This window comes from Rufibacter roseus, assembly GCF_001647285.1.
Classification (GTDB): Bacteria; Bacteroidota; Bacteroidia; order Cytophagales; family Hymenobacteraceae; genus Nibribacter; species Nibribacter roseus.
Genome location: NZ_LRML01000007.1, coordinates 104593 through 130424, shown reverse-complemented (window position 1 = coordinate 130424; position 25832 = coordinate 104593). Strand labels below are relative to the sequence as shown.

Here is a 25832-nt window from a genome sequence, read left to right as displayed (position 1 = left end):
TACGTCCTCATAAACCAAAATAGATTATCCGCTTATTGCCTGTTTGAATTTTGGTTTTGCAGGCAAAAAAAATCGCAAAGTCAGGTTCTTTTGATGCCTTTTTGTAGCGCAAAAGACAAATTTTAACAGACTCTTTAAATTTTATAGCATCATGTCTGCCAGCGAAAGACTTTCAGAATCCTTTACCAGTACGTGCTGCTATTGTGGCGTTGGGTGTGGCGTTGTGGTCATCAAAGAGAAAAACGGCACGGTAGCCGTAGAGGGAAACAAAGACCACCCGGTGAACAAGGGCATGCTGTGCAGCAAGGGTATTAACCTGCAGTACACCGTCAACGACAAAAGCGACCGCCTGCTGTACCCACAAATGCGCTACAACAAAAGCATGCCTCTGCAACGGGTGAGCTGGGACGAGGCCCTGCAAAGAACAGCCGCCGTATTCAAAACTTTCATCCAGAAATACGGGCCTGAATCGGTGGCGTTTTATGCCTCGGGGCAGTGCCTCACCGAAGAGTATTATGTTCTGAACAAGCTCATCAAAGGTTTTATTGGCAGCAATAACCTGGATACCAACTCGCGCCTGTGCATGAGCAGTGCGGTGGCTGGGTACAAAATGGCTTTGGGTGAAGACAGTGTGCCTATCTGCTATGATGACATTGAACTGGCTGATACCTTTTATGTGACGGGCGCCAACCCTGCCTGGTGCCACCCCATTCTGTGGCGTAGGGTAGAGGCGCACAAGGCGGCAAACCCTCAGGTGAAGATTATTGTGGTGGACCCACGCGTAACCGACACCTGCTCTATAGCCGACCTGCACCTGCAGCTTAACCCGGGCACGGATGTGACGCTGAACCACGCCCTGGGCAGAATTCTGATAGAGAACGGCGACATTGACTTGGATTTCATTCAGCACCATGCCGAGGGGTTTGAGAAATACAAAGAGCTGGTCTTTGGGAAAACAGTTGCCGAGGCGGCAGAAATCTGTGGGGTGCGGGAGGAAGATATGAGGTTAGCGGCCAGCTATATCGGCAACGCCAAAGGCTTCATCTCTATGTGGACCATGGGCCTGAACCAAAGCTCTGTGGGCGTGAACAAGAACCTGAGCCTGCTCAACCTGAACCTGATTACCGGCCACATTGGTAAACCAGGCTCAGGTCCCTTTTCTTTGACCGGTCAGCCGAACGCCATGGGCGGTAGGGAAGTGGGTGGTTTGTCTAATTTGCTCTCGGCGCACCGCAACCTCAACAACCCTGTCCACCGCGAGGAGGTGCAGAAGTTCTGGGGCGGTGGCATCATTTCAGAGAAGCCTGGTTTAACCGCCACTGAAATGTTTGAGGCCCTGAACGACGGCCGCCTTAAAGCCATCTGGATTCTCTGCACCAATCCGTTGACCAGCTTGCCCAATGCGCGGCTGGCGGAAAAAGCCCTGAAGAAAGCCAAATTTGTGGTGGTGCAGGAAATCAGCGATAAGCCGGAAACGCTTCAATACGCCGATGTTATTTTGCCGGCTGCGGCCTGGGCCGAGAAAGAGGGAACCATGACCAACTCTGAGCGGCGCATCAGTTACCTGAACAAAGTACTGGACCCGCCCGCAGAGGCTCTGCCTGATGCGGAGATTATCTGCCGCTTCGCGCAGCACATGGGCTACAAGGGCTTTGATTTTGCCAATGCCGCCGCCATTTATCAGGAGCACGTGCAACTGACGGTGGGCACTAATATTGACATTACGGGCCTGAATTATGAGGTACTGAAAGAGAAAGGAACGGTGCAATGGCCCTACAAGCTGGGGGTAACTGGCAACGGAACGCACCGGTTGTTCACCGATAAAAAGTTTTACACGCCATCGGCCAAAGCCATCATACACGCGGCGCCAGACGAGTTCCGAAGCGAGAAACCTAGTCCTGACTTCCCGCTGATTCTGACCACCGGCCGAATCCGGGACCAGTGGCACACCATGTCTAAAACCGGCAAGGTGAACAAGCTGAAAAAGCACATTGGGCAGGCGTTTTTAGAAATACATCCTCTTGATGCAGATGTGCTAGGAATAAAAGAGGAGGATATAGTGTTGGTGAGCTCCCAAAGGGGAGAGGTGCGGGTAAAAGCCAAGCTTTCCGCTGCCATAAAACAAGGTGTGGTTTTTTTGCCCATGCACTGGGGGAAGATTTTGGGCAGTGACCTGAACCGGGCCAACAACGTGACCAACGATTTACTGGACCCTATTTCCAAAGAGCCTGACTTCAAGTACTGCGCAGTGCGGGTAGAGAAGTATAAAAAGCCGTTCCAACGCATTGTGGTGGTAGGGGCCGGCGCGGGAGCTTTCGGGTTTGTGAAGTCTTACCGCGAGCTGAACCAGGATGATGAAATCACCATCTTCAGTAAAGAAGATTTTCCGTTCTACAACCGCGTCATGCTGCCCGACTACATTAGTGGACAGCAGAAGTGGGAGCAATTGGTGAAGATGCAAGATTCTGAAGAGCCCGCTTACAATATCCGTTTGCTACGTGGAGTGAGCGTGGAGAAAATTGACCGGGAGCAGAAGTTCGTGGTTGACTCACGGGGCATTAAAACAGAATATGATGTGCTGCTGATGGCTACCGGAAGCCGGGCCGCTGTACCAAGGCACGTGCCCAACCTGCCCGGCATCTTTACCATGCGCAGCCGTACCGATGCCGACAATTTCAAGAACCACCTACCAGAAAAGGCGCATGTGGTGATAGTGGGGGGTGGTTTGTTGGGTTTAGAAATGGCGGCATCACTACGTGAAATCGGCACCAAGGTCACCATTATCCAGCGTATTTCCCGTTTCCTGGACCGTCAACTGGACCCACTGGGTAGCCAACTGCTGCAGGAGGAAATGATTGACCAGGGCTGCGACTTATACTTCGACGATGAGGTGCAGCTCTACTACGGACGGTCCCGCCTCACCGGCATTGGTCTAAAAAGCGGTCGGCGCATTGACTGCGACGCCATGATTATCGCCATTGGCACCGTGCCCAATCTGGAACTGGCTCGGGAAATTGGGTTGGAGTGTAAACGCGGAGTATTGGTAAACGAACGTCTGCAAACCACCGACCCTAACATATTCGCCATTGGGGAGATAGCTGAATTCGATGGCATCTTGTACGGCATCACCGCCGCCGCCGAGCAGCAGGCTGAAGTAGTTGCCAAGTACCTGATGGGCGACGTGGCCAGCTACTACACGGGCAGCACCTTCATGAACATCATTAAAATTCATGGCTTCGATTTATGCAGCATTGGCCTACCCGAATGCCCCGATGAAGAAAACTACGAAGAGGTGGTGTTCATTGACAAAGCCAAACGCTACTACAAGAAGTGTATCATCCATCAGGACCGGTTGGTAGGTGCTATCTTGATAGGTGACAAAAGTGAGTTCCAGGAGTTCCGCGAGCTGATTTCTAATAAGGTGGAGCTCAGTGAAAAGCGCCTGCAGCTTTTGCGCAGCGGCAGCAAAGCCGAGCCGGTGCTGGGCAAGCTGGTCTGCAGTTGCAACAACGTAGGCAGCGGCAATATCCAGAATAAAATAGCCGAGGGCTGTACTGACCTGAAACAACTTTGCGCCACTACCGGAGCCGGTACCGGTTGCGGCTCCTGCCGGCCGGAAGTAAAGCGGATTCTGGAGGAAAGCCTGACGCTGGAGCTGGTGGAGAAAGAGTAGTAGGAGACAGGTTCATTTACTTGTGCTACAATATCTGATACTCCCCCTTTGAAGGGGGTAGGGGGATGTTTACACACGCAGGTTTTAACGTTGCAGAATAAAAGTACGGACATGACGCGAACTGTCAACTGCGGTGGCCGCTGTGTTACAGCTTGCTACTAATACTTCTGTTATAACACGTGGCACTGCCAAAAGTGAACGCCATGAATTAACAACCCACGCCTCTTAGAAGAAGAGTGTCTGTAACTCGTAATTAAGGTAAGTTACCAGCAATGCGTGGATACTCCTGAGTAAACATCCCCCTTCGCCCCCTTCAAAGGGGGAGTATCTGGTAGAATAAAAAATGAAAGGGGGCTGAGTTTCTAAGTTGCACAATAGCTGTTGAACAAGAAAAAAAGAAGATGACCACAAAAGAATATACTGTTAAAATCAATCTCACCGGCGGTATTGTCTCGGCGGGGGATTTGTACCATATCTTGGAGGCTGCCGAAAAGGCAGAGGTGCAGAACATCCGGTTTGGGAACAGGCAGCAACTATTTATCATGGTGGCCCATGATAAACTGTGGGACCTGCAGCGGGACCTTATTGAGGCAGATATTATCTATGAGCTCGATGCCGATGAACACCCCAACATTCTCAGTTCCTACGTAACGGAAGATGTGTTCTACCATGCCAACTGGGTACGGGAGGGCGTGTACAAAGACATTCTGGATTTGTTTGACTACCGTCCGCAGGTAAAAATAAACCTGGTAGACAATAACCAGGCATTTGTGCCTTTCTTTACCGGTAACCTTAACTTTATTTCCTCGGAGACTAGCAACTATTGGTTTCTGTACATCCGTTTTCCTAAGACCAACATCATTTACCAGTGGCCCTCGCTGGTGTATTCAGAGGATATTCCAGGTATAAGCAGCGCCATTGAGCGCCTTATTTTCGCCCATAAAGAACTGTTTTACGACCAACGGGCCATAGACGGAAACCGCTTGCATGACATGGTGCGGGCCAGCGGAAATTTTGTGATTCAGCCTATTACCCACTCCCTAAAACTGCCTGAATTTAAATTGCCGTACTACGAGGGGTTCAACCGGTACGGCAACAAGCTATGGCTGGGTATTTACCGGCGCGACGAGCTGTTTCCGGTCTCTTTTTTGAAAAACATCTGCAAAATATGCCTCCAGACGCGAATTGGCCAGCTGTACACTACCCCCTGGAAATCGTTGGTGGTGAAAGGCATTGAATTGCCCGACCGCGACCTGTGGGATAACGTGCTCAGCAGTTTCCGGATAAACGTGCGCCATGCCTCCAATGAGCTGAACTGGCAGGTGGAGGACCAGTGCGCTTACGGCCTGAATCTGAAAAACTATTTGGTACAGAAGTTCAACGAGGATGATGTGAGAACTTACCGCCTGTGCTTCGCCATTAAAACCCAGCCGAAGACTGGTCTTTTTGGTTCCATCATCATCCGTACCCAGCAAGACATCGCCAATGGGGCGACGCTAACCGAAGAGCTGTTCGAGATTCTTTACACCCGCGACTTTAACCCCAACTCCAAAGATTTCATCAGCTATAAAAAAGGGCTGAGCAAAGAAGAGTTGCACGGGCACCTGGTAGCACTCTGTGAATTCTACTATGAGCAGCAAAGCGACCCTGAGCCGCTGGCGGTGGCGGTACTGTCTTCTGAGCAGGCACAAAGTGCCACGACTGAACTGGCGGTGCATAAAGTATACCAATGCCAGCACTGCTTCACTATGTATGACGAGAACTTTGGTGATGAATTCAACAAGGTGCCGCAAGGAACTCCTTTTGAGGAGATAGCAGGGTATGAATGCCCCACCTGTGGTGCTCCTAAAGAAAACTTTGCCGTGACCGGCAGCTCCCTTGCGCTTACTTGATTAAAACGGGAACAGTAGCTGTAGACTGGTGCCGCGTATTCAGGACTCATGCCGTTTTTGGTTTACTTTCGTTAAAAAGGGCAGAAACAGCGTTCTCACTGCTAACTAGCTTATTCCTTGAAACAGACCATCACCATAGAATACTGCCCCAAGTGCGGGTGGATGTTGCGGGCCGCCTACATGGCCCAGGAACTGTTAACTACTTTCACCGAGGAGGTGTATGGCGTGCTCTTGCAGCCCAGCGAGGTGAGCGGCTGCTACAGCATAAGGGTAAACGAGCAGGAGATTTTTGACCGCAAAACCGCTGGCCGTTTCCCGGAGGTGAAAGAACTGAAGCAGCTGGTAAGAGATGTGGTGAACCCCAACAAGAGCTTGGGCCATTCAGACAAAAAATAATTCTGAAGAATCACAATACCACTTTACAACCTGTTCTGTTAGTTGGGTAATTTCTTGTTAACGTTTTGTTTATGTACTGGTAATTAGAAGGTAACGCTCGCGTAATACGGGCGGGGTACTTTAGCAACATCTATTGCTATCGTTCCCAACCTAATAATTATGAGAAAAAAACTACTGGTTTTAATCGCCGTACTGGCGAATTTTATCCAAGACGTATCGGCGCAGACGCTGGTGCATTACTGGAACTTCAACAACTCTGCCGATGTGGCTTCGCTGCTCCAGTCCAGCGTCACACTCATCAACGGTGCGAGCATTACCCATACGGTTGGTGGTACCAGTTCTGTAGAAACCACTAGCAATGTAAACCAAGGGTTTGAGGTAACGAACCCTAACGCCCGCAACAACGATGCTTCTGGCACTCACCTGCGGTTCAACAACCCAATTGGTGGAGAATTGGTATTTGCCGTGCCCACTACGGGCTACCAGAATGTGGTTGTGAAATACGCTACCCGCCGGTCTGGTCAGGGAGCCGGAAGCCAGCTGGTTTCTTATTCAACAGACGGTACCAATTTTGTGGATTTTACCACCATTTCACCGGTTGACGGAAACCCTACGCTGCAAACCCTTGATTTCTCAGACCTTCCGGCGGTAAATGATAACCCCAATTTCAAATTTAAAATAGCCTTTGCCGCAGAGGGTGGAGGCACTGGCGGAAACAACCGCTTTGATAACGTAACGCTAGAGGGAAACCCTACTGGCGCCGACATGGTAGCCCCTACAGTAGTTTTCTCACCGGCTGCCAATTCCACCGGCGTAGCTGTGAACGTTCAGCCTACCATTACATTTAATGAGGACATCCGCCTGAAGGACAATTCGGCTCTTGATAACACCAACGTTGATGCCCTGGTGGAGTTGAAAATGGGAGGAGCCAACGGAACCGATGTTGCCTTTGATGCTACTTTTTCTGGTAGAACTATAACGCTGGTGCCGGCGCAGCCACTGCAGAACAACCAGCAATACTACGTAGCCCTGAAAGCCGATGTGGTGGAAGACGAAAGCGACAATGCTGTGTCTGAAATGCAAACTATTATGTTTACTACAATCCCGGTACAAACGCAGTTTCAGCCGGGTGATATAGTAATAGTAGCTTACCGGATGAACGCAACCGGCACCGAAGATGAATTTGCCTTTTTGCCTTTGGTAGACATTTTGCCCGGCACCCTGGTGCATTTCACCGATGCCAAATTCACCAGCAACACCCAAGCACAATGTGCTGGCGGCTTAACCTGGACGGCTCCGGCAAGTGGGGTAGCGGCAGGAACGGTCATCCGTATTCAGAACGACGTGCCTAGCGCCAGCATCGGCACATTGACTGGCTCTGGCTTCGGGCTCAGCTCGGGTGGTGACCAGATCATTGTGTACACCGGAACGCCGGAGAATCCTTCCTACACTACCGCCCTCAGCTCAAACGAATGGCTTGCCGCCAACACCAGCTGCAGCGGAAGTAATTCTATGCTTCCTGCCGGGATGTCAGATGGCGCCACTTCCATTAACCTGAGCGCTGCCACCGGAAACGTTTCTGGTAACACGGCGAATGCCTTTTACAGCGGTCCGCAAACTGGTACAAAAGCACAGCTGCAGGAGGCTATCTTAAACCCCGCCAACTGGACCGGCACCGGCTCTGGAACCGCCGCGCAAACCTGGCCAACCTGGGCTTTCCCTGGGCCGCCGGCAGTAGTGAGTGCCAGTACCTCCAGCAACACCTCAATACAACTGGTTTTTAACCGCGACCTGGAGCTGGCATCTGCCACTAACCTAGCCAACTACACTGGTATAGCAGGTCTGCAGCAGGCGGATTTAAGCGATGACAAAAGAACAGTGACCTTGACATTTTCCGCTCCTTTTGCAGCTGGTACAGCTTATGCCTTACAGGTAAACGGCGTGAAGGATCTGGAAGACAGAGCCATGTTCAGCGCGTACACCTACAACTTCACCTACAACTCTACCCTTGCCTGGAAAGAAAAGTTTATGACCGCCATGGAAGATGCCGGAACGGTGCAGGTGGAGCTGAGTCTGGTGAACCCTTCTGCAGCTACGGTGGAAGTGGTGGTAAAGGCCGCTCCGTTCAGTACGGCTGGCGCGGCAGATGTAACGTACACAACTCAAACCCTCACCTTTACCGGTAACAGCACGGCCACGCAGGTTATCTCTATTCCGATAGTAGATGACGCTATCGCTGAGCAAGATGAGTACCTAGTGCTGAGCCTAGAGAATGCCAGCGGCCTTACCGTGTCAGGAAGTCAATACCTCACGCTTTACATCAAAGACAACGACCGTATGGCGCCGCAGCCAAGCCGTGAGATAGAATTGTCGCACGTTAGCAGCTTCACGCCTAATTCAAATGAGGGCAGTACCACCGAGATTGTGGTGCATGATGCGGCCACTCAACGTCTGTTTATGACCAGTGCCGAACAAGGCCGTTTAGACATTGCCGATTTCTCTAACCCAGCTTCAATACAGCTAATCCGTTCCATAGACATGACCCCATATGGAGGTATCACCAGTGTAGCCGTGAAAAATGGAATGGTGGCGGTGGCCTCACCTAACGCAGATGAACAGCAGAACGGATCAGTGGTATTCTTCAACACCAACGGCGATTTCCAAAAACAGGTAACGGTGGGCGCACTGCCCGATATGATTACATTCTCGCCAGATGGCACCAAAGTTTTGACCGCCAACGAAGGCCAACCAAATGATGCCTACACCATTGACCCAGAAGGTTCTATCAGTGTGATAGACGTATCCGGAGGAATTGCAGGCTTGGAGCAGTCGCATGTGACTACGCTGTTGTTCGATAGTTTCAATAGCCAGGAAGCTTCTTTGATTGCCGCCGGAGTACGCAAAACCAAAGCCAGCAGCACCTTGTCACAGGACTTGGAACCGGAGTATATCACCGTTTCTGCAGATTCAAGAACCGCTTGGGTGACCCTGCAGGAAAACAATGCCATTGCCGAAATCAACCTGCAGAACAACACCATCACGCATGTTCGGGCGCTGGGTACCAAAGACATGAGCCTTATGGGCAACGGGTTCGATGCCTCTGACAACAACGGGCAAGTATTGATAGCCAACTGGCCGGTTAAATCATTCTACATACCAGATGCCGTGGCAAACTACACCGTAGGCGGCACCACCTATTTGGTAACTGCCAACGAGGGCGATGAAAAAGAATATGCCGGCTTGGTAGAGCGCACCACCGTAGGTGCCGCCAACTTAGACCCAACTGCTTTCCCGCACGCGGCAATTCTGAATGAGAACCATAACCTTGGCCGCTTCCGCATCTCAAACCTGCAAGGCGACACCGACGGAGACGGTGACTTAGATGAGCTTTACTCTGTGGGCTCCCGCTCGTTCTCTATCTGGAATGCCCAAACTGGAACCCTTGTCTATGACAGCGGCGATGATTTCGAGTTGTTCACTTCCAAAGACCCGTCTATTGCACCGCTTTTCAACGCCGACAACGAAGGCAATGGATTCAAAAGCCGCAGCCGCGCCAAAGGACCAGAGCCGGAAGGTGTGGTAGTGGCTACCATAGATGAGAAAAACTACGCCTTTGTAGCCCTTGAAAGAGTAGGAGGGGTAATGGTATACAACGTAACAGACCCAGCCAATCCGCAATTTGTGGACTACAAAAACAACCGTAGCCTCACCTCTTTCTCTGGTGACCATGGGCCGGAGGGCATGTACTACGTAGAGTCGCAGTCTAGTCCTGATAATAAACCGTACCTGCTGGTGGCCAATGAACTGAGCGGTTCAGTATCGGTATACCGGATTCTGAATACATTAACGTCAGTGGGAGAGGAGATTGCGGCAGCGGCAGATTTTGTGCTGTACCCTAACCCAAGCAACGGAGCACTGGTGCATTTTAACCGCCAAGCTAATGTAGATGTGTTAGACGGTTTAGGCCGCAGAGTGTACACAGCCAAAGGCGTGAAAAGCCTTGATGTGTCTGGCTTTGCGAAAGGGCTTTATCTGGTGAGAACCGAAAAAGGAGAGGTGCGCCGCCTACTAGTGAACTAAGGAAATTACTATACAGATTTTGTTTGTCGGATTTTATATTCAATATCAGGTTAAACCAATTAGATTAAAAATTAGATATACTTCATTGTTCGTTTAGTTGACACAGCGGAAGATTTTCTTCCGCTGTGTCTGTTTTAGGGCTGTTTTCTGAAAAACAGGTTAAAAAGGCACAGAAATCTACCAGCCTCCCTGACTAGTTTTATTTTACCATTTACAGCAACAGTCTACAAAAAATGGTGGTTGTTTCGCGTTATGGGCAATTCCTGTTACTTTTAGACTCCACAAATAAGAAAACAAGAATGTCAGCTGAAAATCAGAAACAGGCTCTTTTTCAGGAAATAGAGCAGAAGTTAACCGCACAGGGTTTTTCTATCGCTAATCAAGACCAGACCAGGCCATGGGGCGGGTTCTTCGTCATAAATGAGGATCAGGCCCAGAAATTCGCCGATACTTATTTCAATGGTTTGTCAGTAGAGGACCTGCGTATTTCAGGTAAGCTGAGCCCTAAGATTTTGGTGGTAGCCCCGGAGAAGCGCTTGTCTTGGCAGTACCACCACCGCCGTGCTGAGATCTGGCAAGTAATAGAAGGTACCGTGGGTGTAGTTACCTCAGATACTGATGAAGAAGGGGAACTGAAGAAGCTGACGGCCGGGGAGAAAATTACCCTGAAGCAAGGCGAGCGCCACCGTTTGGTAGGGTTGCAGGAGTGGGGCGTATTGGCCGAAATCTGGCAGCACACCGATGCCGAAAATCCATCTAATGAAGAAGACATTGTTCGCGTGCAAGACGATTTCGGTAGATAATACCAGTTCAATCAAATAAAAGAATACCCTGTTTTGGAGCTGATTTTTGTAAAACAGCCCTAAAACAAGGATTTCTTTTTTAATGTACCACCTTTTTATTATCCTATCAGGTGGCCCCTACTGGCGCGGTGTTATAGGGCGGGCTATAGGTGTTCTTGAAAATCATTAAAACAAGAAGCTAAAGGAATTTGGAGCAAGCTCTCTGTTTTCGCTTCTCTGTTTACCCGTTGCAGGCTGTTGACTGGCAGGTAAAGGCAAGGCCAACAAGGGTAAGGTGCTTTCAAAGGCCAGTTGGGAAGTGACACTGGAATTGAAAAGAGTTTCCCAAACATTGTGCTTCTGAAGTGCCACCGCCACTACGTCCACTTGGTTAGCTTTGGTGAAGGCTTTGATGCCCTCTACAACATTGCGTGCCTTTATTTGACTGATCTTAAAAGGTCTGGCTTTGTATTCTTGAGCAATCTCAGCAATTATCTGCTCATCAGGCACTAGATTTAATTGATCTTCCGTCTTCACATTCAATACTTGAACCTCTGCGTTTAGGGGCTCCGCAATGTGAAAGAGTTGGCGTAAATTATTGCTCTCTTCTTTTTCAAAATCAGAAGCATAGGTAATATACTTGAAACCTTTATAGGTTGCTTTGGCAGGAATGGCCAATACAGGGCAAGTGGTTTCTTCCATCACGGCCCATGTGTTGGTGCCTAGAAGTTTGTCAAGGAAGTTACTTGCGCCACGGGTGCCCATTACAATCAAATCAACTTTGTGCGCGGCAACCGCATTTGCAATACAGGTGCTTAAAGGAGTGCTTTCGCAAATTGTCTCCACCTCAAACCGGAAACCGTTTTCTAAGCGAAGGGTTCTGGAGATTTTGTTCAGCTCTTCCAAGTACCCGTTTTTCAGGAAAACCTCCGGATTAATGGTACCTCCTTCTTCAGGCAAACCTAGAATTTGAGAGTCTACGGCGTGTACTAATATCAGCTTGCCTCTGAGCTGGTTCAGAAGCTGCACGGCAAAAGCAATGGCGTTGGCCGCATTGGCAGAAAAGTCGGTGGGTACTAGTAGCGTTTTCATGGCTGGTCAGTTGATAGTTTTTTCGTAATTCTATTGGCGTTTTGTATAGGACAAAAGTAGAGGGTGCCTAGTTGTTAGAATATGACCATAATTAGGAGGTGGTATGATTATTATCACCTTATTTTAGAAGGGGTTAACGCAATTTTGCAATCCAATTAAAAATGGATTGCCCATTAGCCCAGATTAACTAAATTACACCGGTTCTTATTTGTGCCAAGGGAGCAAAGTTGCAGGTAGTTAAGCCTGAGAAAGCAAAAGATATTTAGCTTAATGATTACTTCTTATGAGCGAGTATGCAAAGTGGTACCATCCGTACCACATCAATGAACAGTACAGTGAAAGAGTAGCCTACTTCAGCATGGAGTTCGGCATCCATCAGGCCTTGAAAACATATTCAGGCGGATTGGGCTATTTGGCGGGCTCACACATGCGCAGCGCCTATGAATTGCGGCAGAACCTGATAGGCGTGGGCATACTCTGGAAATTCGGGTACTATGACCAGGTGCGTAATGATGACCAAACCATGCGCGTGCAGTTCCAGAAGAAATTTTACACATTTCTGGAAGATACGGGCATTAAGGTGCAGGTAACTATTCACGGAAACCAGGTGTGGGTGAAAGCTTTGGTGTTGAAACCAGAGACTTTCGGAACTGTGCCCATGTATTTCCTGACGACGGATATTCCGGAGAATGATTACCTGAGCCGCACTATTACGCACCGCCTCTATGACTCTGAGTTGCCTACCCGTATTGCGCAGAGTATTGTGCTGGGTATTGGCGGCGTTAAAGTAGTGGAGGCTTTGGGTGGGGCCGCTATCTACCATTTAAACGAAGCGCATGCCTTGCCACTGGCATTCCACCTGTATGACCGCTACCGCGAAATTCCAGAGGTAAAGAAACGCCTGGTGTTCACTACCCACACCCCAGAAAAGGCGGGTAATGAGGAGCACGGTGTGGACTTGCTGGAGAAAATGTCTTTCTTCGGATCATTGTCAACAGATGATGCCCGCCGCATTACCGGCACCGACGGTCCAATTCTTAACTACACGCTGGCAGCGCTGCGCCTGGCTAAAATAGCAAATGGCGTATCGCAGTTGCACGGTGAGGTAAGCCGCGACATGTGGAATGGATTTGAGGGCATCTGCAAAATCAAAGCCATTACCAATGCCCAGAACATCACCTACTGGCAAAACCCGTACCTCAAGAAAGCGCTGGATAACAATGATGACCACCTGCTGTTGCAGCTGAAAGAGGAAATGAAACGGCCTCTGTTTGAAGTGGTGGCTGACCAAACCGGCAAGCTTTTCCGTACCGATGTGCTCACCATTGTTTGGGCAAGACGTTTTGCCGGTTATAAACGCGCTGACTTGTTACTACACGACCTGCACCGGTTCTTCGACCTGATCAACCAGAAAGATTTTCCGGTTCAGGTGATTTGGGCTGGCAAACCTTATCCGCAGGACCAGTACGCCGTGGACATATTCAACAAGCTGGTGCGGCTGTCATACCAGAAAGATAATTTTGCCGTACTCACAGGCTATGAACTGGAGCTCTCTGCCAAGCTGAAGCAGGGATCAGACGTTTGGTTGAACACACCACGCCGCCCACGGGAGGCATCAGGAACCAGCGGTATGACGGCTGCCCTCAATGGCTCTATCAACTTCACCGTGCAAGACGGCTGGATTCCGGAGTTCGGGCGCCACGGCGAGAACAGCTTCCTGTTCCCGATTGTAGATACCACCCTGCCAGATTATGTGCAAGATGAGGTGGATTACAGCAACATGATGGAAATCTTAGAGCAGGAAATCATACCTATGTACTACCAGGACAAGCGTAAGTGGGTGCAGATCATGAAACAGAGCATGCATGACGTGGCCGCCTACTTTGGAGCAGAACGCATGGCCGATGAGTATTACAAGTTGTTATACAAATAGAACCAACATATATAAATCGGACACCTTAGGAGCAACAGGTAAACAGAAAAGTCCCCACTCCAACTGCAGTGGGGACTTTTCTGTTTAACTAGTATAGAATGACAGATTACTCTATAGTTTAAAGCAGAAAGCTGCAGTATCAGCATCTGCCTTGCCCTGAACTGTCTAAAGATTGGCCACTTTCTGATTGCTTACCGATTCTTTATCGATTGACTTTAGCCACTCCGCTTTTAAGGTTGCCATACTTTTGCCAGTAAGCTTTTCAATGGTCTCTATTTCGTCTTTAAAATTAGAATAGCTCTGTAATAGCTTTTCTTTACCGTATGTTTCCGCTAAGTATTTAGTGAAGGAGCAGGAGCAATTATAAAAGGGCGGGGCGTAGGTTTTACGGTCAGAGGTAAAAAGCTTCAGCATAGCGCCTTCTTCCCCAATATAATCCAGTACATATTTGCCTTCTTCTGTCTGAAGAGCTGCTTGGCAGGTGGAGTCAACTTTTAAATACCCGCCTCCTTTCTGTAGATCGAAATTAGGCAGTTTTGTTTCATGGGCTGTTTTTAGGGCCATGTATTCTGCCATGCCTTCCGTAAACCAGATTGGTATGTTGAAAAAAGAATTCACTTTAGATTCTGAGCTCCAATTTCCTTTTTTAGACCGCAAGAGCACGTGCATGGTCTCATGGAAAAGAGGGGCTTTGCCAGATTGTATCCTCCATAATGGAATAAAAACATCACCTTTAGGACTGGCAGATGCAACAAAATTTCCCTCATTAAAATAGTAGTTAATCTGTTCGCCATTGAATTCTTGCCAATCATGTTTCCCAAGGAAGTTTTCAGAAGCGGAAACAACTAACTGTAGTGTATCGGTTATTTCTTTCATTCTAGTTTCTGAGAGGGAGTCCTCCGGGAACCATGCCACCACCCGCTCATTTTCAACCTTAACGCCATTAGATGCCAATTCTGTGATTCGTTCTTCACTTGCGTTGCCTGAGCAGGAGAGTAGTAAAACACATAGGTAAGGTAGAAGTCTTTTCATTTAATTATTGGGTAGTTTAGAGGTGTATACTATTGAAAAGGTTAGAAATATAAATTAAAGTTGTGATAGTTATTTATTTGATATAAATATTTATGATGTGTGAAATTTGATAGTAGAGTTTCTGTATAGGAGTAAGCGCTATAAAAGAACTTCTAGAGTGAGCAGTTGTTGAGTATTGGTAAGTTTAAAAAAATGCATTTGGAAAATATATGGATTTTAAAGGTTTCGTTTTGGGTACTGGTAATAACATAGTATTTCCCGCAATTGAGCTGGAGAAGCCCTACCTTTGCGGTTTGCTTTGAGTCATGACGCGTAAACAGTATTTTATTATTATTCTGATTTTAGGAGCTCTTTCTACCATCAGTCCTTTTTCCATTGATATGTATCTGCCGGCCTTTCCGGCTATTGCAGAAGATTTAGATACCTCCATTTCTAAAATTCAACTTTCGCTTACAGCTTACTTGGTGGGTATTTCGGTAGGGCAGCTACTCTATGGCCCGTTGCTAGACCGGTTTGGCAGGAAGTATCCGCTTTATGCAGGACTAGGGGTTTACATACTGGCTTCGGTGGCCTGTGCTTTTACTACCTCTGCCGACACTCTAATACTTATGCGCTTTTTGCAGGCCTTGGGTGGCTGTGCGGGCATGGTGGCGGCACAGGCTCTGGTGCGTGATTTATTCCCGACCTCAGAAACTGCAAAGGTGTTTTCCTGGCTCATCTTGGTTATTGCCGTATCGCCAATGATTGCGCCAACGGTAGGCGGATACGTAACAGCGGCCTTTGGGTGGCACGCTGTATTCTTGGCCTTGGCCGCCATTACGTTCCTGATATTGTTCGGGATTTATTACGCATTACCTGAGGGGAAGCTGGCTGACCCTTCCATGTCTTTGATGCCGAAGCCGGTGCTGAGCAACTTCTGGAAGGTACTCCGGAACCCACAGTTTATTATTTTTACATTAGTTGGTGGTATCGCCTCGGCGGCTCCGTTCGCGTATATAGCCGGCTCACCAGATGTGTTTATGAATGTGTATGGTGTGAGCGAGCAGGAGTACGGGTGGATATTTGCCTTTTTGGCTTTTGCCATGATCGCTTCCCCTCAACTAAACCACATTTTGCTGCGCAAACTACGTAGTCAACAGATCATCAATTTGGCTTTGGTATATCAACTGGCTATAGGTGCTGTAATGGTCTTTGGGGTATACAGTGGCATCTTCGGAAAGAATAGCCTCATAGCAGTTATTTTCCTTTTTCTGATAGGGCAAGGGCTGGTAGCGCCCAACGCTTCGGCGCTTTCGCTGGCTCCGTTCCGAAAATATGCCGGCAGTGCCTCAGCACTCACTGGTAGTTTCCGGATGGGAATAGGTGCAATAGTTTCCGGCGTGGTAAGTGTATTTCATAACGGCACCGCTTTGCCAATGGTCAGTGTCATGGCCGCTTGTACAGTTATTGGCATCTTCATATTTTACATGGGCCGTACCTCTGCCAATGCCTACACACGTGCTGAGGTTGCAGGTCTGCAGGAAGAGCTCTAGAAGCCTGTTTTCAGCCTGATTTTATAAAACAGGCTGAAAAGGAGCTGCGAATTATTGAGGCTTAAAAGACCATAGTGGTATTCTAATTCTCTAACTTCTTTATATTGTGCTGCACAACTATAGCACACAATTAACTTCCGGAGTTTAGCCGTTAGCAGTGGCAAGAGATAAATGTTATCTTTAACCGCTTGAACAACTGTCAAGACTAAAAATGAAAATTCTCCTCATAGAAGACGAACTCAAGGTCAGCAACTTCATAAAGAAGGGGCTGGAGGAACAATTTAATGAGGTGGATCAAGCCTATGACGGCTTTTATGGCGCGAAGCTGGCGTTAGAGCAAGACTATGCTTTGGTAATTCTGGATGTGATTCTTCCGCGCATGAACGGGGTGGAGGTTTGCCGCACCATCCGGTCGCAGAAGCCTACACTACCAATTCTTATGCTCACAGCTTTGGGCAGCACGGAGGATAAAATTCTAGGCTTAGATTCTGGGGCCGACGATTACCTGGTGAAGCCATTTGAATTCAAGGAACTATTGGCCCGTATCAGGGCACTTACCCGGCGCTCACAAGAGACAGTTACCACTGAAGTGCTTCGGGTATCAGACCTGGAGTTGGATGTGCATAAGAAAACTGTACACCGCAACGGTACGCCCATCTCCCTCACCGCTAGAGAGTTTTCCCTACTGCAGTATCTGCTCCGAAACAAGGAAAGGGTGGTATCTAGGGTTGATATAGTGGAACAGGTGTGGGAAACTTCTTTTGACACGGGCAGCAACGTAATTGACGTGTACATCAATTTCCTGCGGAAGAAAATAGACAAAGATTATTCGCCTAAGCTCATCCACACGTTGGTGGGCATGGGCTATGTGCTGAAGGAGATGGAAGAGAAATGAAAATCAAAACAAAGCTTACCCTGCAGTTCTCTGCAATATTTATGGGGCTGCTGCTGGCTTTCTCTGTCTCCGTTTATTACTTCAGCTCACAATTTCGCGCCAATGATTACTACGGCCGAATTTTAAACCGAGCCTACGCAACTGCGCACTATGTGCTGGACGCCGACACCGTTAGTGAGCAGCAACATGCCCTGGACCGGCGCTTGTATTACCAGATGCTGCCCCGTGAAGAGGTGAAAGTATATGATAGCAATCTGGATTTAATTTTCAGAGACGGGGAATATAAGGCTGCTATCGGCAAAGATGTTGTGCAGAAGGTATTGGCAGAAGGCGAGGTGCGGCAAATGGTGGGTGACCGTCAACTCATAGGGGTCAGATATTTCCACAGGGGAAAACCGTATGCTGTTCTGGCTTCGTCGGTAGACGTTTATAATCTCAACAAGCTCCAGCACCTGAGTACTTTGCTGATAATGGGACTTTTCGGTTCTTTGCTGGTGGTGCTTGTTTGCGGGCTTATATTCTCTAGAGCGGCGCTTAGCCCGTTTTTGAAGGTGGTTTCAGAAGTGGAAAGAATCAATGCTTCTGACCTGCATCGCAGGCTTTCTCAAGATAAAGGTACCGATGAGGTAGCCCAACTGGCGCAAACCTTTAACAACCTGCTTGATCGGTTAGAAAAAGCTTTTGAATCACAGCGTACTTTTGTGTACAGTGCTTCGCACGAACTCCGGACTCCGCTCACGGCCATCATTGGCGAACTAGAAGTTGCCCTTATGAAAAAAAGGCCTTCTGAGGAATATGAAAGGGTGCTGCATTCTATTCTGGACGATGCCAAGCTGCTGGCGCAACTCTCTAATGGGTTATTGCAGATGGTGCAAGCAAGCACTGACACTTCAAAAGTACCCATGCACTCTATCAGAATGGATGAGTTGGTGTGGCAAGCCAGTGCAGAGGCGCGGAAGCGCCAACCTCACATGGTGCTTGACGTTCAGTTTGCCGATATGCCCGAAGATGAGAACGAGTTACTTATCAAGGGGAATGAAGCTCTTCTGCTGATTGCTATGGTTAACGTTTTAGAGAATGCCGCCAAGTTTTCAACGAAAGAGCCTATTATATCTGCTACCATAGAAGTAAGTGAGCAGAAGCTTGTGTGCAGGGTGCGGGACAAAGGAATAGGTATGTCGCCTGAAGATGTGCGGAAAGTTTTTGTTCCGTTTTTCAGGGCAGAGAATGTGAGGGAGATTTCGGGGCATGGCATTGGCCTGCCACTGGCTGAAAAAATTATAAAGTTACACCGCGGTACCATTGCTCTCAATTCACAGCTTAACCAAGGTACTGAGGTGGTCATTTCACTTCCCAAGCTTATAGCCGTTTACAAGCTGTAATTAAGAACAATACCTTATCTTTTCTGCATAGCAAATCCTAAGAAGTTTAAAAAAGAATTGTATCTCAGGAGTGCCTTGTCATAAAGTAATTTACCTAAAAGTATACCCTATCCACATTTTTGCCTCATTTTAATCGGATTTTAATGTCATTTTAATTCGATCTTAATGCGGTGACCCCATCTTTGGGTTTGATTTGAAATGCACGTCTTTTTTGGCAGGTGTCTTTCTGCTAAACCTAATTTAAGTTAAGGTATACATGAAAAAACAAGGAATGTTTGACACGATAGGTAAGGACCTATCGGCGGGGCTAGTGGTCTTTTTGGTGGCACTTCCGCTTTGTCTTGGAATCTCCCTGGCCTCCGGTGCCCCCCTGTTCTCTGGCTTGATTGCCGGTATGGTAGGAGGTTTGGTGATCTCTTGGGCTAGTGGCTCGCAGCTAAGTGTGAGTGGTCCGGCCGCCGGACTAACAGTGATTGTGCTTAACGGTATCACCAACCTGGGCAGTTTCGATATTTTTCTGGTAGCAGTTTTCTTGGCCGGTGTTATTCAGATAATATTGGGTTATTTGAAAGCCGGTATTATCGGTTTGTACTTCCCATCTTCCGTGATCAAGGGTATGCTGGCAGCTATTGGTTTGATACTGATTCTGAAGCAAATACCACACTTCTTTGGTGCTGATGATGACTTTTTAGGAGATCTTGCTTTCAACCAGGTAGATGGCCGAAACACTTTCTCTGAAATTGGCTATGCGCTATCTCGTCTGCAGCTGGGTTCTTTAATAGTGGGCGTTGTGTCTTTGGCGATTATTTTATTTTGGGAGCGTCCGTTCATGCAGCGCCTGAAGTTTACTAAAGTAATTCCAGGAGCATTGATAGCTGTTTTGGTTTCTATAGCCTTAAACATGCTGTTTAGCCAGTCTTTCCCAGTTCTTACCATTGCTGATACACATTTAGTGCAGTTGCCAGATATTTCTGGACCTGTCACTCTATTCCAGGAGTTACGCATGCCAGATTGGTCTGGCCTTACTAATCCTGCGGTGTACACCCTTGCTATTACTTTAGCCATTGTGGCAAGTTTGGAAAGTTTACTTAGTGTAGAGGCCGTAGACAAATTAGACCCACATAAGCGCCGTACGCCTAACAACCGCGAGTTGAAAGCGCAGGGACTTGGTAACTTAGTTAGTGGATTGATAGGCGGTTTACCGGTAACTGCTGTTATAGTAAGAAGCTCTGCCAACGTAAATGCCGGTGGTCAAACCAAACTTTCTAGTTTCTTCCACGGTATTTTCCTTTTGGTGAGTATCATGTTCCTGACCAGCTTCCTGAAGCTGATTCCGCTTGCGGCATTGGCGGCGGTATTGTTACACGTAGGTTTTAAATTGACGAAGCCGGTTCTTTACCGCACCCAATGGAAGCTTGGTATGAATCAGTTTTTACCATTCATTATCACTATTCTTGCCATTCTGTTTACTGACCTTCTTAAAGGTATTTCTATTGGTTTAGTGGTAGGTGTTTTCTACATCTTGAAAGCCAATTACAAGTCGCCTTACTTCTTCAATAAAGAAAAACACAGCGACCGTGAGAAAATTCACATCAAACTGAGTGAGAACGTGACTTTCCTTAACAAAGCCAGTGTGGCGCTTACATTGGAGCATCTGCCTGAAGAAAGCGATGTGGTGATTGACGGTTCGCAGTCTACTTATATTGATTATGATGTGCTGGAGTCAATAGAAAACTTCAAGACAGTGGCCAAGGAGAAAAATATTCACCTTACCCTAATTGATATACCGTCTGTCAAAACTGTAGGTATGCACTAATCAAACAGTAAAAAAAGCAGGCTGCGCAAAACTAAAATATGCGCAACCTGCTTTTTTACTGTTTGTGAAAAGTCAATTAAAATTTCTGTTTTCGGCCTAAAATTCAAAAACTAAGCCTAAAACAGGAGTCATCTAATATAACGGGTATGGGTAGTTACCTGCCCTAAAGCCCTCAATGCTAAACAACTTAATAGTCTATAACCATTCAAGCATTATGTATACACACTCTAAAGAAACCCAAAGTAAACTTACTCCTGATCTTGCTCTTGAAATTCTAAAAGAAGGGAATGAGCGTTTTGTCAATAACCTCAAAGCAAACCGTAACCTGCTGCAGCAGGTGAATGAGACCCAGTCAGGACAGTTTCCTTTTGCCACTATTTTAAGCTGCATGGATTCCAGAACGTCGGCAGAACTTATTTTCGACCAAGGTCTTGGCGATATTTTCAGCATTAGAGTTGCAGGCAACGTGTTGAATGAAGATATTTTGGGAAGCATGGAATACGGTACCGAAGTGGTAGGTACTAAAATTGTTCTGGTATTGGGGCATACCAAATGCGGAGCCATTGGAGGTGCCTGCAACAATGTTGAGCTTGGAAACCTCACTGGTTTGCTTAAAAAAATACAGCCAGCCATAGACCGTGAAACCTCTACTACTGAAAACAGAACAGCGTCAAATTCTGAGTTTGTTAATAATGTGACGGAACTCAATGTGCATCACACTATTGAAAGAATCAGAACAGAGAGTCCTGTGATAGCCAAATTAGAGAAAGAGGGCAAAATCAAAATTGCCGGTGGGGTATATGATGTTGAGACAGGTTTAGTTACCTTTTTTAAGGACTAATTAATATTATCTGCAATTTTCTACCATAGAGGAAACTTACTTCGCTTTTTCTTTATGTTTGAATAATAGCGAAAGAGTTTTAAGCAAAAAGCCCCGCCAGATTTTTGGCGGGGCTTTTTAATTCATTTATAAATAGATTACCAACCTGGTCTGTTGGCGCCTGATCCATAGTTATATGGAGGGCCGCTGTTTCTAGAGGTTCTTCTGTTGTAATCCTGGTCATCATCACCAGTGATACTGTTCCAAGCCTCTTTAATGCCGCTTCCTATACGGTCAAAGAAACCACCTTCGTCATCGTGTTGGTTGTTTCTATTGCTGCGGCTATTGCGGTAACGATCCTGGTCATATTGGCTGCCCATATTGCTGCTTCCCATTGAGCTGCCGTAGTTGTTTGAATAACGGTTTTCATTGGCGTTGCCGTGGCTGAAACGGGCGTTGTCGTCATTGTTGTCGCTCATCCAGCTGTTGCTGCTGCCACTGTTTCCGCTGCGGAAGTTGCTCTGGTTGTTGGTACCAAACATGTTGGTTGTACCTCTTGAATGGTCGTTGTCACGATCCCATGAATTAGAGCTACCGTTGTTCCAAGAACCGGAGTTGCCGCTATCCCAAGAACGGGAGTTATTGCGGTTGTCTCTGTCTTGGTTCATTTCATATCCAGAATTGCCTGCGGAAGACTGCCCGTAAGAAGAGCCACCAGTCCCGTATGAAGAACCGCTGTGTCCAAAAGATCCTCCGTAATTATTTGACTCGTTTGACTGGCTTCCTCTTGAACTCCCATAATTGGAGCCTGAGTTATACCCAGAGCCTGAGCCTCTGAAGTCGTTAGAATCTCCATGGTTGCTGTAGGCGTTTCCACGGTCCATAGCGCCGCCAAAAGAATTGCCGGAAGAAGAACCGGCATACCCTGTACGGGCACCCCCGTAGGTTCCTATGTCACGAGATGATCCTCCTGAGTTGGAAGATCCGCCTTGGCCATAGTTGCCGTAGCTGTTAGATGAACCTTGGTTAGAAGATCCGTAGTTGTTTGATCCGTAATTGTTAGAAGATCCGCGTTCATAGCTGGAAGGTCCGCCGTAGTTGCCAGATCTGCTCATGCTATAGTCTTGCGTATCATTGTCGTTATCACGATAAGAAGAACCGTAAGAACCGTAGCCTCCTTGGGTCATGCTGTTCGGGGTATTGCTACCGCGTGATGAGCTACCCATAGAAGAACCGTAGTTGTTGTTGGAGTCACCCTGGTTTTGCATGGAGTGACCGCTCCAGCCGCTGGTGCTGCCGTATTGGCCGCCACTCTGTGGGCTGTTGCTGTTAGAGTTGGAGTATCCGCTCTGTGAGCCGGAATTATATTGATTGCCTCCGTAGTTTGAGGCGTGACTGCTGTAGTGGCTTTCACCTCTATCGCCTGTATTTCCACGGTTCATGCTACCGCCGTAAGATGAATAATCTTTCTCTCCGTATCCAGAGGTACGGTTGCCAAGGTTACCCCACTCACTACGGCCGGTGTTTTCATGTCCAGAACGGTAGGTATTAAAGGTGTCGAAACCAGAACTCTCGCGATTTCTCATAGTTATTTAGGTTTAAGGTGAATAATAAAATAGAGATGCCATGAATGGCACGTGTTATTTATACGGAGGCATTTATATGGGGTTAGTGCTGGTATTTAAAAAAGAATAAATTAATGCTACAGGTATGAATAATTTATTGGATGATAACTTCTTGATAAATAATAATTAACAAGCTAGAATTGTTAATGGGTTTTATTCTTAAGTATAGTAAATGTGCTATACTATTGAAGGCGTAGTTTCACTGGTGAAAAAGGGCAGGAATGCGTATCTTTGAAGTCCGTTTTTGACCTGATTTACAGAAAATAGCCTTGAAACTCTGCATAGCTGAAAAACCAAGTGTAGCACGTGAAATTGCCCATGTTATTGGTGCTAAGACTAAAAAAGACGGCTATTTTGAGGGCAACGGCTACCAAGTCACTTGGACCTTCGGGCATTTCTGCCAACTCTGCGAGCCCGATGATTACAATTCTGGCTGGAAACGCTGGCATCTGCCAGATTTGCCCTTGTTGCCCGAACGCTTTGATATTAAGTTGATAAGCAATAAAGGCGTAGAGCAACAGTTCAAAGTAATTCAGCGGTTACTGGAGAATGCCGAGGAGGTGATAAATTGTGGTGATGCCGGGCAGGAGGGTGAAGTGATACAACGCTGGGTGCTGCATCAGGCCCGCTACCGCAAACCCTTCAAGCGCCTCTGGATTTCCTCTCTCACCGAAGACGCTATCAGACAGGGTTTTGCCCAGCTTCGAGACGGCCGTGAGTTTGACCAACTGTACCAGGCAGGTAAGAGCCGCGCCATTGGCGATTGGCTTCTGGGAATCAATGCTACCCGTTTGTTTACGTTGAAATATGCGCAGGGGCGGCAGCTGCTTTCATTAGGACGGGTGCAAACGCCTACTTTGGCCATGATTGTGCAGCGGCATCTGGAAATCATGAACTTCAAGTCTGAGCCGTTCTGGGAGCTTAAAACCATTTACCGCGAGGTTACCTTTAGCAGCACATCCGGCAGGTTTAAAGATGAAGCCAAAGCACTGGAGCTGCTGGAGAAAATCAAGCCTTCTGAGTTTGAGATAAAAGATGTAGAAACTAAAAGAGGCACAGAAAGCAACCCACGCCTGTTTGATCTTACTTCTTTGCAGGTAGAGTGCAACAACAAGTTTGGGATGTCTGCAGATGAAACCCTAAAGACAATACAAAGCCTGTATGAGAAAAAGGTAGTCAGCTACCCCAGGGTAGACACTACCTTTCTGCCAGATGATATTTACCCTAAGATACCTGGCATTTTAGGCGGATTGTCACAGTACCAAAACTTTACCCAAGAGCTGTTAGGTAAGAAGATCAGAAAATCTGCCAAAGTATTCAATAACAACAAGGTAACGGATCACCACGCCATTATTCCTACCGGTGCCGATGCCCGTGCCTTGTACGGAACAGAAGCCAAAGTTTTTGACATAATTGCCAGACGTTTCATAGCCGCCTTTTACCCAGATTGTATTGTAAGCAACACCGTGGTGAATGGTGAAGCGGCGCAGCATGCCTTCCGGGCCAAAGGAAAGCAAATTCTGGAGCCGGGTTGGCGCGTGGTATATGCGCAGGATGAAACTAAGCAGGCCGCCAAAACGCCGGCCAATCAAACCTCTGACAGCGGAGAGGAGAAAGAAGAAGAAATAGCCGTGCTGCCACACTTTGAAGCTGGGGAGCGAGGGCTGCATGAACCATTGCTTGAGCGCAAATCCACCAGTCCGCCTAAAGATTATACGGAGGCCACGCTTTTAAGAGCCATGGAAACCGCCGGTAAACAAGTAGACGACGATGAGCTGAAAGAAGCTTTAAAGGAAAATGGCATTGGCCGACCTTCCACTAGGGCAGCTATCATAGAAACCTTATTTAAGCGAAACTATATCCGGAAGGAAAAGAAGAAGATTCTGCCTACTCAAATGGGTATAGATTTGATTCAGGTAATCCGGAACCCAACACTAAAATCTGCAGAGATGACGGGGCAGTGGGAGAAAAAGCTTAGGCAGATTGAAGGCGGAGAGTTTGCCCCCGAGGCCTTTCTGCAGGAGCTGCAACAGCTGGTGTTTGAAATGGTGCAGGAGGTGAAGCAAGACAACCACACCGTCACACTGCAACCGCTTGATGCCCCAAAACCTGAAGATAAAGCAGCGGTTAAAAAGGAGCCAAAATCTAAAAAAGAGGGCAAAAACGGATCCACTGCTACTGATGCCGGAGGCTTAGGTACGTGCCCGGTTTGTAAAACAGGCGCCATATTAAAAGGAAGCACCGCCTATGGCTGTGCCCGTTTTAAAGAAGGGTGCCAGTTTAGGCTGCCAATGGAATACAATGGTAAGGCATTGACTGAAAAGCACGTGCAGGCGCTACTGAAAAAAAGGAAAAGTGGCTTGGTAAAAGGCTTTCAGGGGGCTGGCTCAGGCGAGACCTTTGACGGCAATTTTGTTCTTGGCCCTACTCATGATTTACAGGCCGTAAAAGCAGAAACCAAAGAAAAGAAACCGGTTACTATTATTTGCCCAAAATGCAGCCAGGGGCAGATTCTCAAAGGCAAGACAGCTTTTGGGTGCAGCCGTTTCCGGGAAGGCTGTCAATTTCTGGTTCCATTTGAGCTGCACGGAAAATCTATTCCGGAGAGTCAGCTAAATGCCTTGATGCTGAAAGGGAAAACTGGAAAAATAAAAGGATTTACCTCTCCAAAAACGGGGAATAAATTTGATGCCGCCCTTAAACTGAACGAAGAATTTAAGGTAGTATATCTGTTTGACTAAAGCAGATGGTTTTAACTGAGATAATGTTGTAACTTTTAAGGGTATATAAAATAAAGATAATTATAGGTTTTATCTTTATAAACCACCTTGAATAGAACACGATAGCTGGCTGATGGCTGTGCTAGGATAAAAATTTTATTA

The 25832-nt window shown here is 47.5% G+C and carries 15 protein-coding genes; 12 read left to right on the top strand and 3 right to left on the bottom strand.

What is annotated here, in order from left to right; all coding sequences use genetic code 11:
* Nucleotides 1-151: 151 nt before the first annotated feature.
* From A8O23_RS12250 to A8O23_RS12230, 5 genes are all read left to right on the top strand, one after another.
* On the top strand, nt 152-3673 hold the full coding sequence (locus A8O23_RS12250) for a nitrate reductase (protein ID WP_066621611.1): 3522 nt from the start codon (nt 152-154) through the stop codon (nt 3671-3673).
* A 401-nt stretch (nt 3674-4074) separates the two neighbouring features.
* A complete protein-coding gene (locus tag A8O23_RS12245) occupies nt 4075-5565 on the top strand; it encodes a rubredoxin domain-containing protein (RefSeq protein WP_066621610.1) in 1491 nt (496 codons plus the stop codon).
* Between the two features lie 117 nt (nt 5566-5682).
* The gene (locus A8O23_RS12240; RefSeq protein WP_066621608.1) at nt 5683-5961 is read left to right on the top strand and encodes a SelT/SelW/SelH family protein; all 279 of its coding nucleotides are present in this window, start codon (nt 5683-5685) and stop codon (nt 5959-5961) included.
* Between the two features lie 159 nt (nt 5962-6120).
* Nucleotides 6121-10041: a choice-of-anchor I family protein gene (locus A8O23_RS12235; protein WP_066621606.1), complete on the top strand. Its 3921-nt coding sequence runs from the start codon at nt 6121-6123 to the stop codon at nt 10039-10041.
* Between the two features lie 299 nt (nt 10042-10340).
* On the top strand, nt 10341-10844 hold the full coding sequence (locus A8O23_RS12230; RefSeq protein ID WP_066621870.1) for a cupin domain-containing protein: 504 nt from the start codon (nt 10341-10343) through the stop codon (nt 10842-10844).
* A gap of 165 nt (nt 10845-11009) precedes the next feature.
* On the opposite strand, the gene A8O23_RS12225 is transcribed toward A8O23_RS12230, so the two are convergent.
* Nucleotides 11010-11915 (bottom strand): universal stress protein, encoded by a 906-nt coding sequence (locus A8O23_RS12225; RefSeq protein WP_066621605.1) that lies wholly within the window; start codon nt 11913-11915, stop codon nt 11010-11012.
* A 283-nt stretch (nt 11916-12198) separates the two neighbouring features.
* Between A8O23_RS12225 and glgP the strand changes: the two genes are divergently transcribed.
* Nucleotides 12199-13848: an alpha-glucan family phosphorylase gene (gene glgP, locus A8O23_RS12220; RefSeq protein WP_066621603.1), complete on the top strand. Its 1650-nt coding sequence runs from the start codon at nt 12199-12201 to the stop codon at nt 13846-13848.
* 165 nt (nt 13849-14013) lie between these two features.
* On the opposite strand, the gene A8O23_RS12215 is transcribed toward glgP, so the two are convergent.
* Nucleotides 14014-14880: a hypothetical protein gene (locus A8O23_RS12215; RefSeq protein ID WP_153042180.1), complete on the bottom strand. Its 867-nt coding sequence runs from the start codon at nt 14878-14880 to the stop codon at nt 14014-14016.
* A gap of 305 nt (nt 14881-15185) precedes the next feature.
* Between A8O23_RS12215 and A8O23_RS12210 the strand changes: the two genes are divergently transcribed.
* From A8O23_RS12210 to A8O23_RS12190, 5 genes are all read left to right on the top strand, one after another.
* The gene (locus A8O23_RS12210) at nt 15186-16412 is read left to right on the top strand and encodes a multidrug effflux MFS transporter (protein ID WP_066621598.1); all 1227 of its coding nucleotides are present in this window, start codon (nt 15186-15188) and stop codon (nt 16410-16412) included.
* Between the two features lie 211 nt (nt 16413-16623).
* On the top strand, nt 16624-17307 hold the full coding sequence (locus A8O23_RS12205; protein WP_066621596.1) for a response regulator transcription factor: 684 nt from the start codon (nt 16624-16626) through the stop codon (nt 17305-17307).
* Nucleotides 17304-18689: a sensor histidine kinase gene (locus A8O23_RS12200; protein ID WP_066621594.1), complete on the top strand. Its 1386-nt coding sequence runs from the start codon at nt 17304-17306 to the stop codon at nt 18687-18689. Before A8O23_RS12205 ends, A8O23_RS12200 begins: the two co-directional genes overlap by 4 nt.
* Before the next feature lie 256 nt (nt 18690-18945).
* Entirely contained in the window at nt 18946-20505 is a 1560-nt protein-coding gene (locus A8O23_RS12195) for a SulP family inorganic anion transporter (RefSeq protein ID WP_066621592.1), read from the top strand.
* Nucleotides 20506-20719: 214 nt separating this feature from the next.
* On the top strand, nt 20720-21346 hold the full coding sequence (locus A8O23_RS12190; RefSeq protein WP_066621869.1) for a carbonic anhydrase family protein: 627 nt from the start codon (nt 20720-20722) through the stop codon (nt 21344-21346).
* 137 nt (nt 21347-21483) lie between these two features.
* Here the strand turns inward: A8O23_RS12190 and A8O23_RS12185 are convergent, their stop codons facing one another.
* A complete protein-coding gene (locus A8O23_RS12185; protein WP_066621590.1) occupies nt 21484-22911 on the bottom strand; it encodes a hypothetical protein in 1428 nt (475 codons plus the stop codon).
* A 308-nt stretch (nt 22912-23219) separates the two neighbouring features.
* On the opposite strand from A8O23_RS12185, the gene A8O23_RS12180 reads away from it, so the two are divergent.
* Nucleotides 23220-25691, top strand: a complete 2472-nt coding sequence (locus A8O23_RS12180; RefSeq protein WP_066621588.1) for a type IA DNA topoisomerase — start codon at nt 23220-23222, stop codon at nt 25689-25691.
* Nucleotides 25692-25832 lie beyond the last annotated feature (141 nt).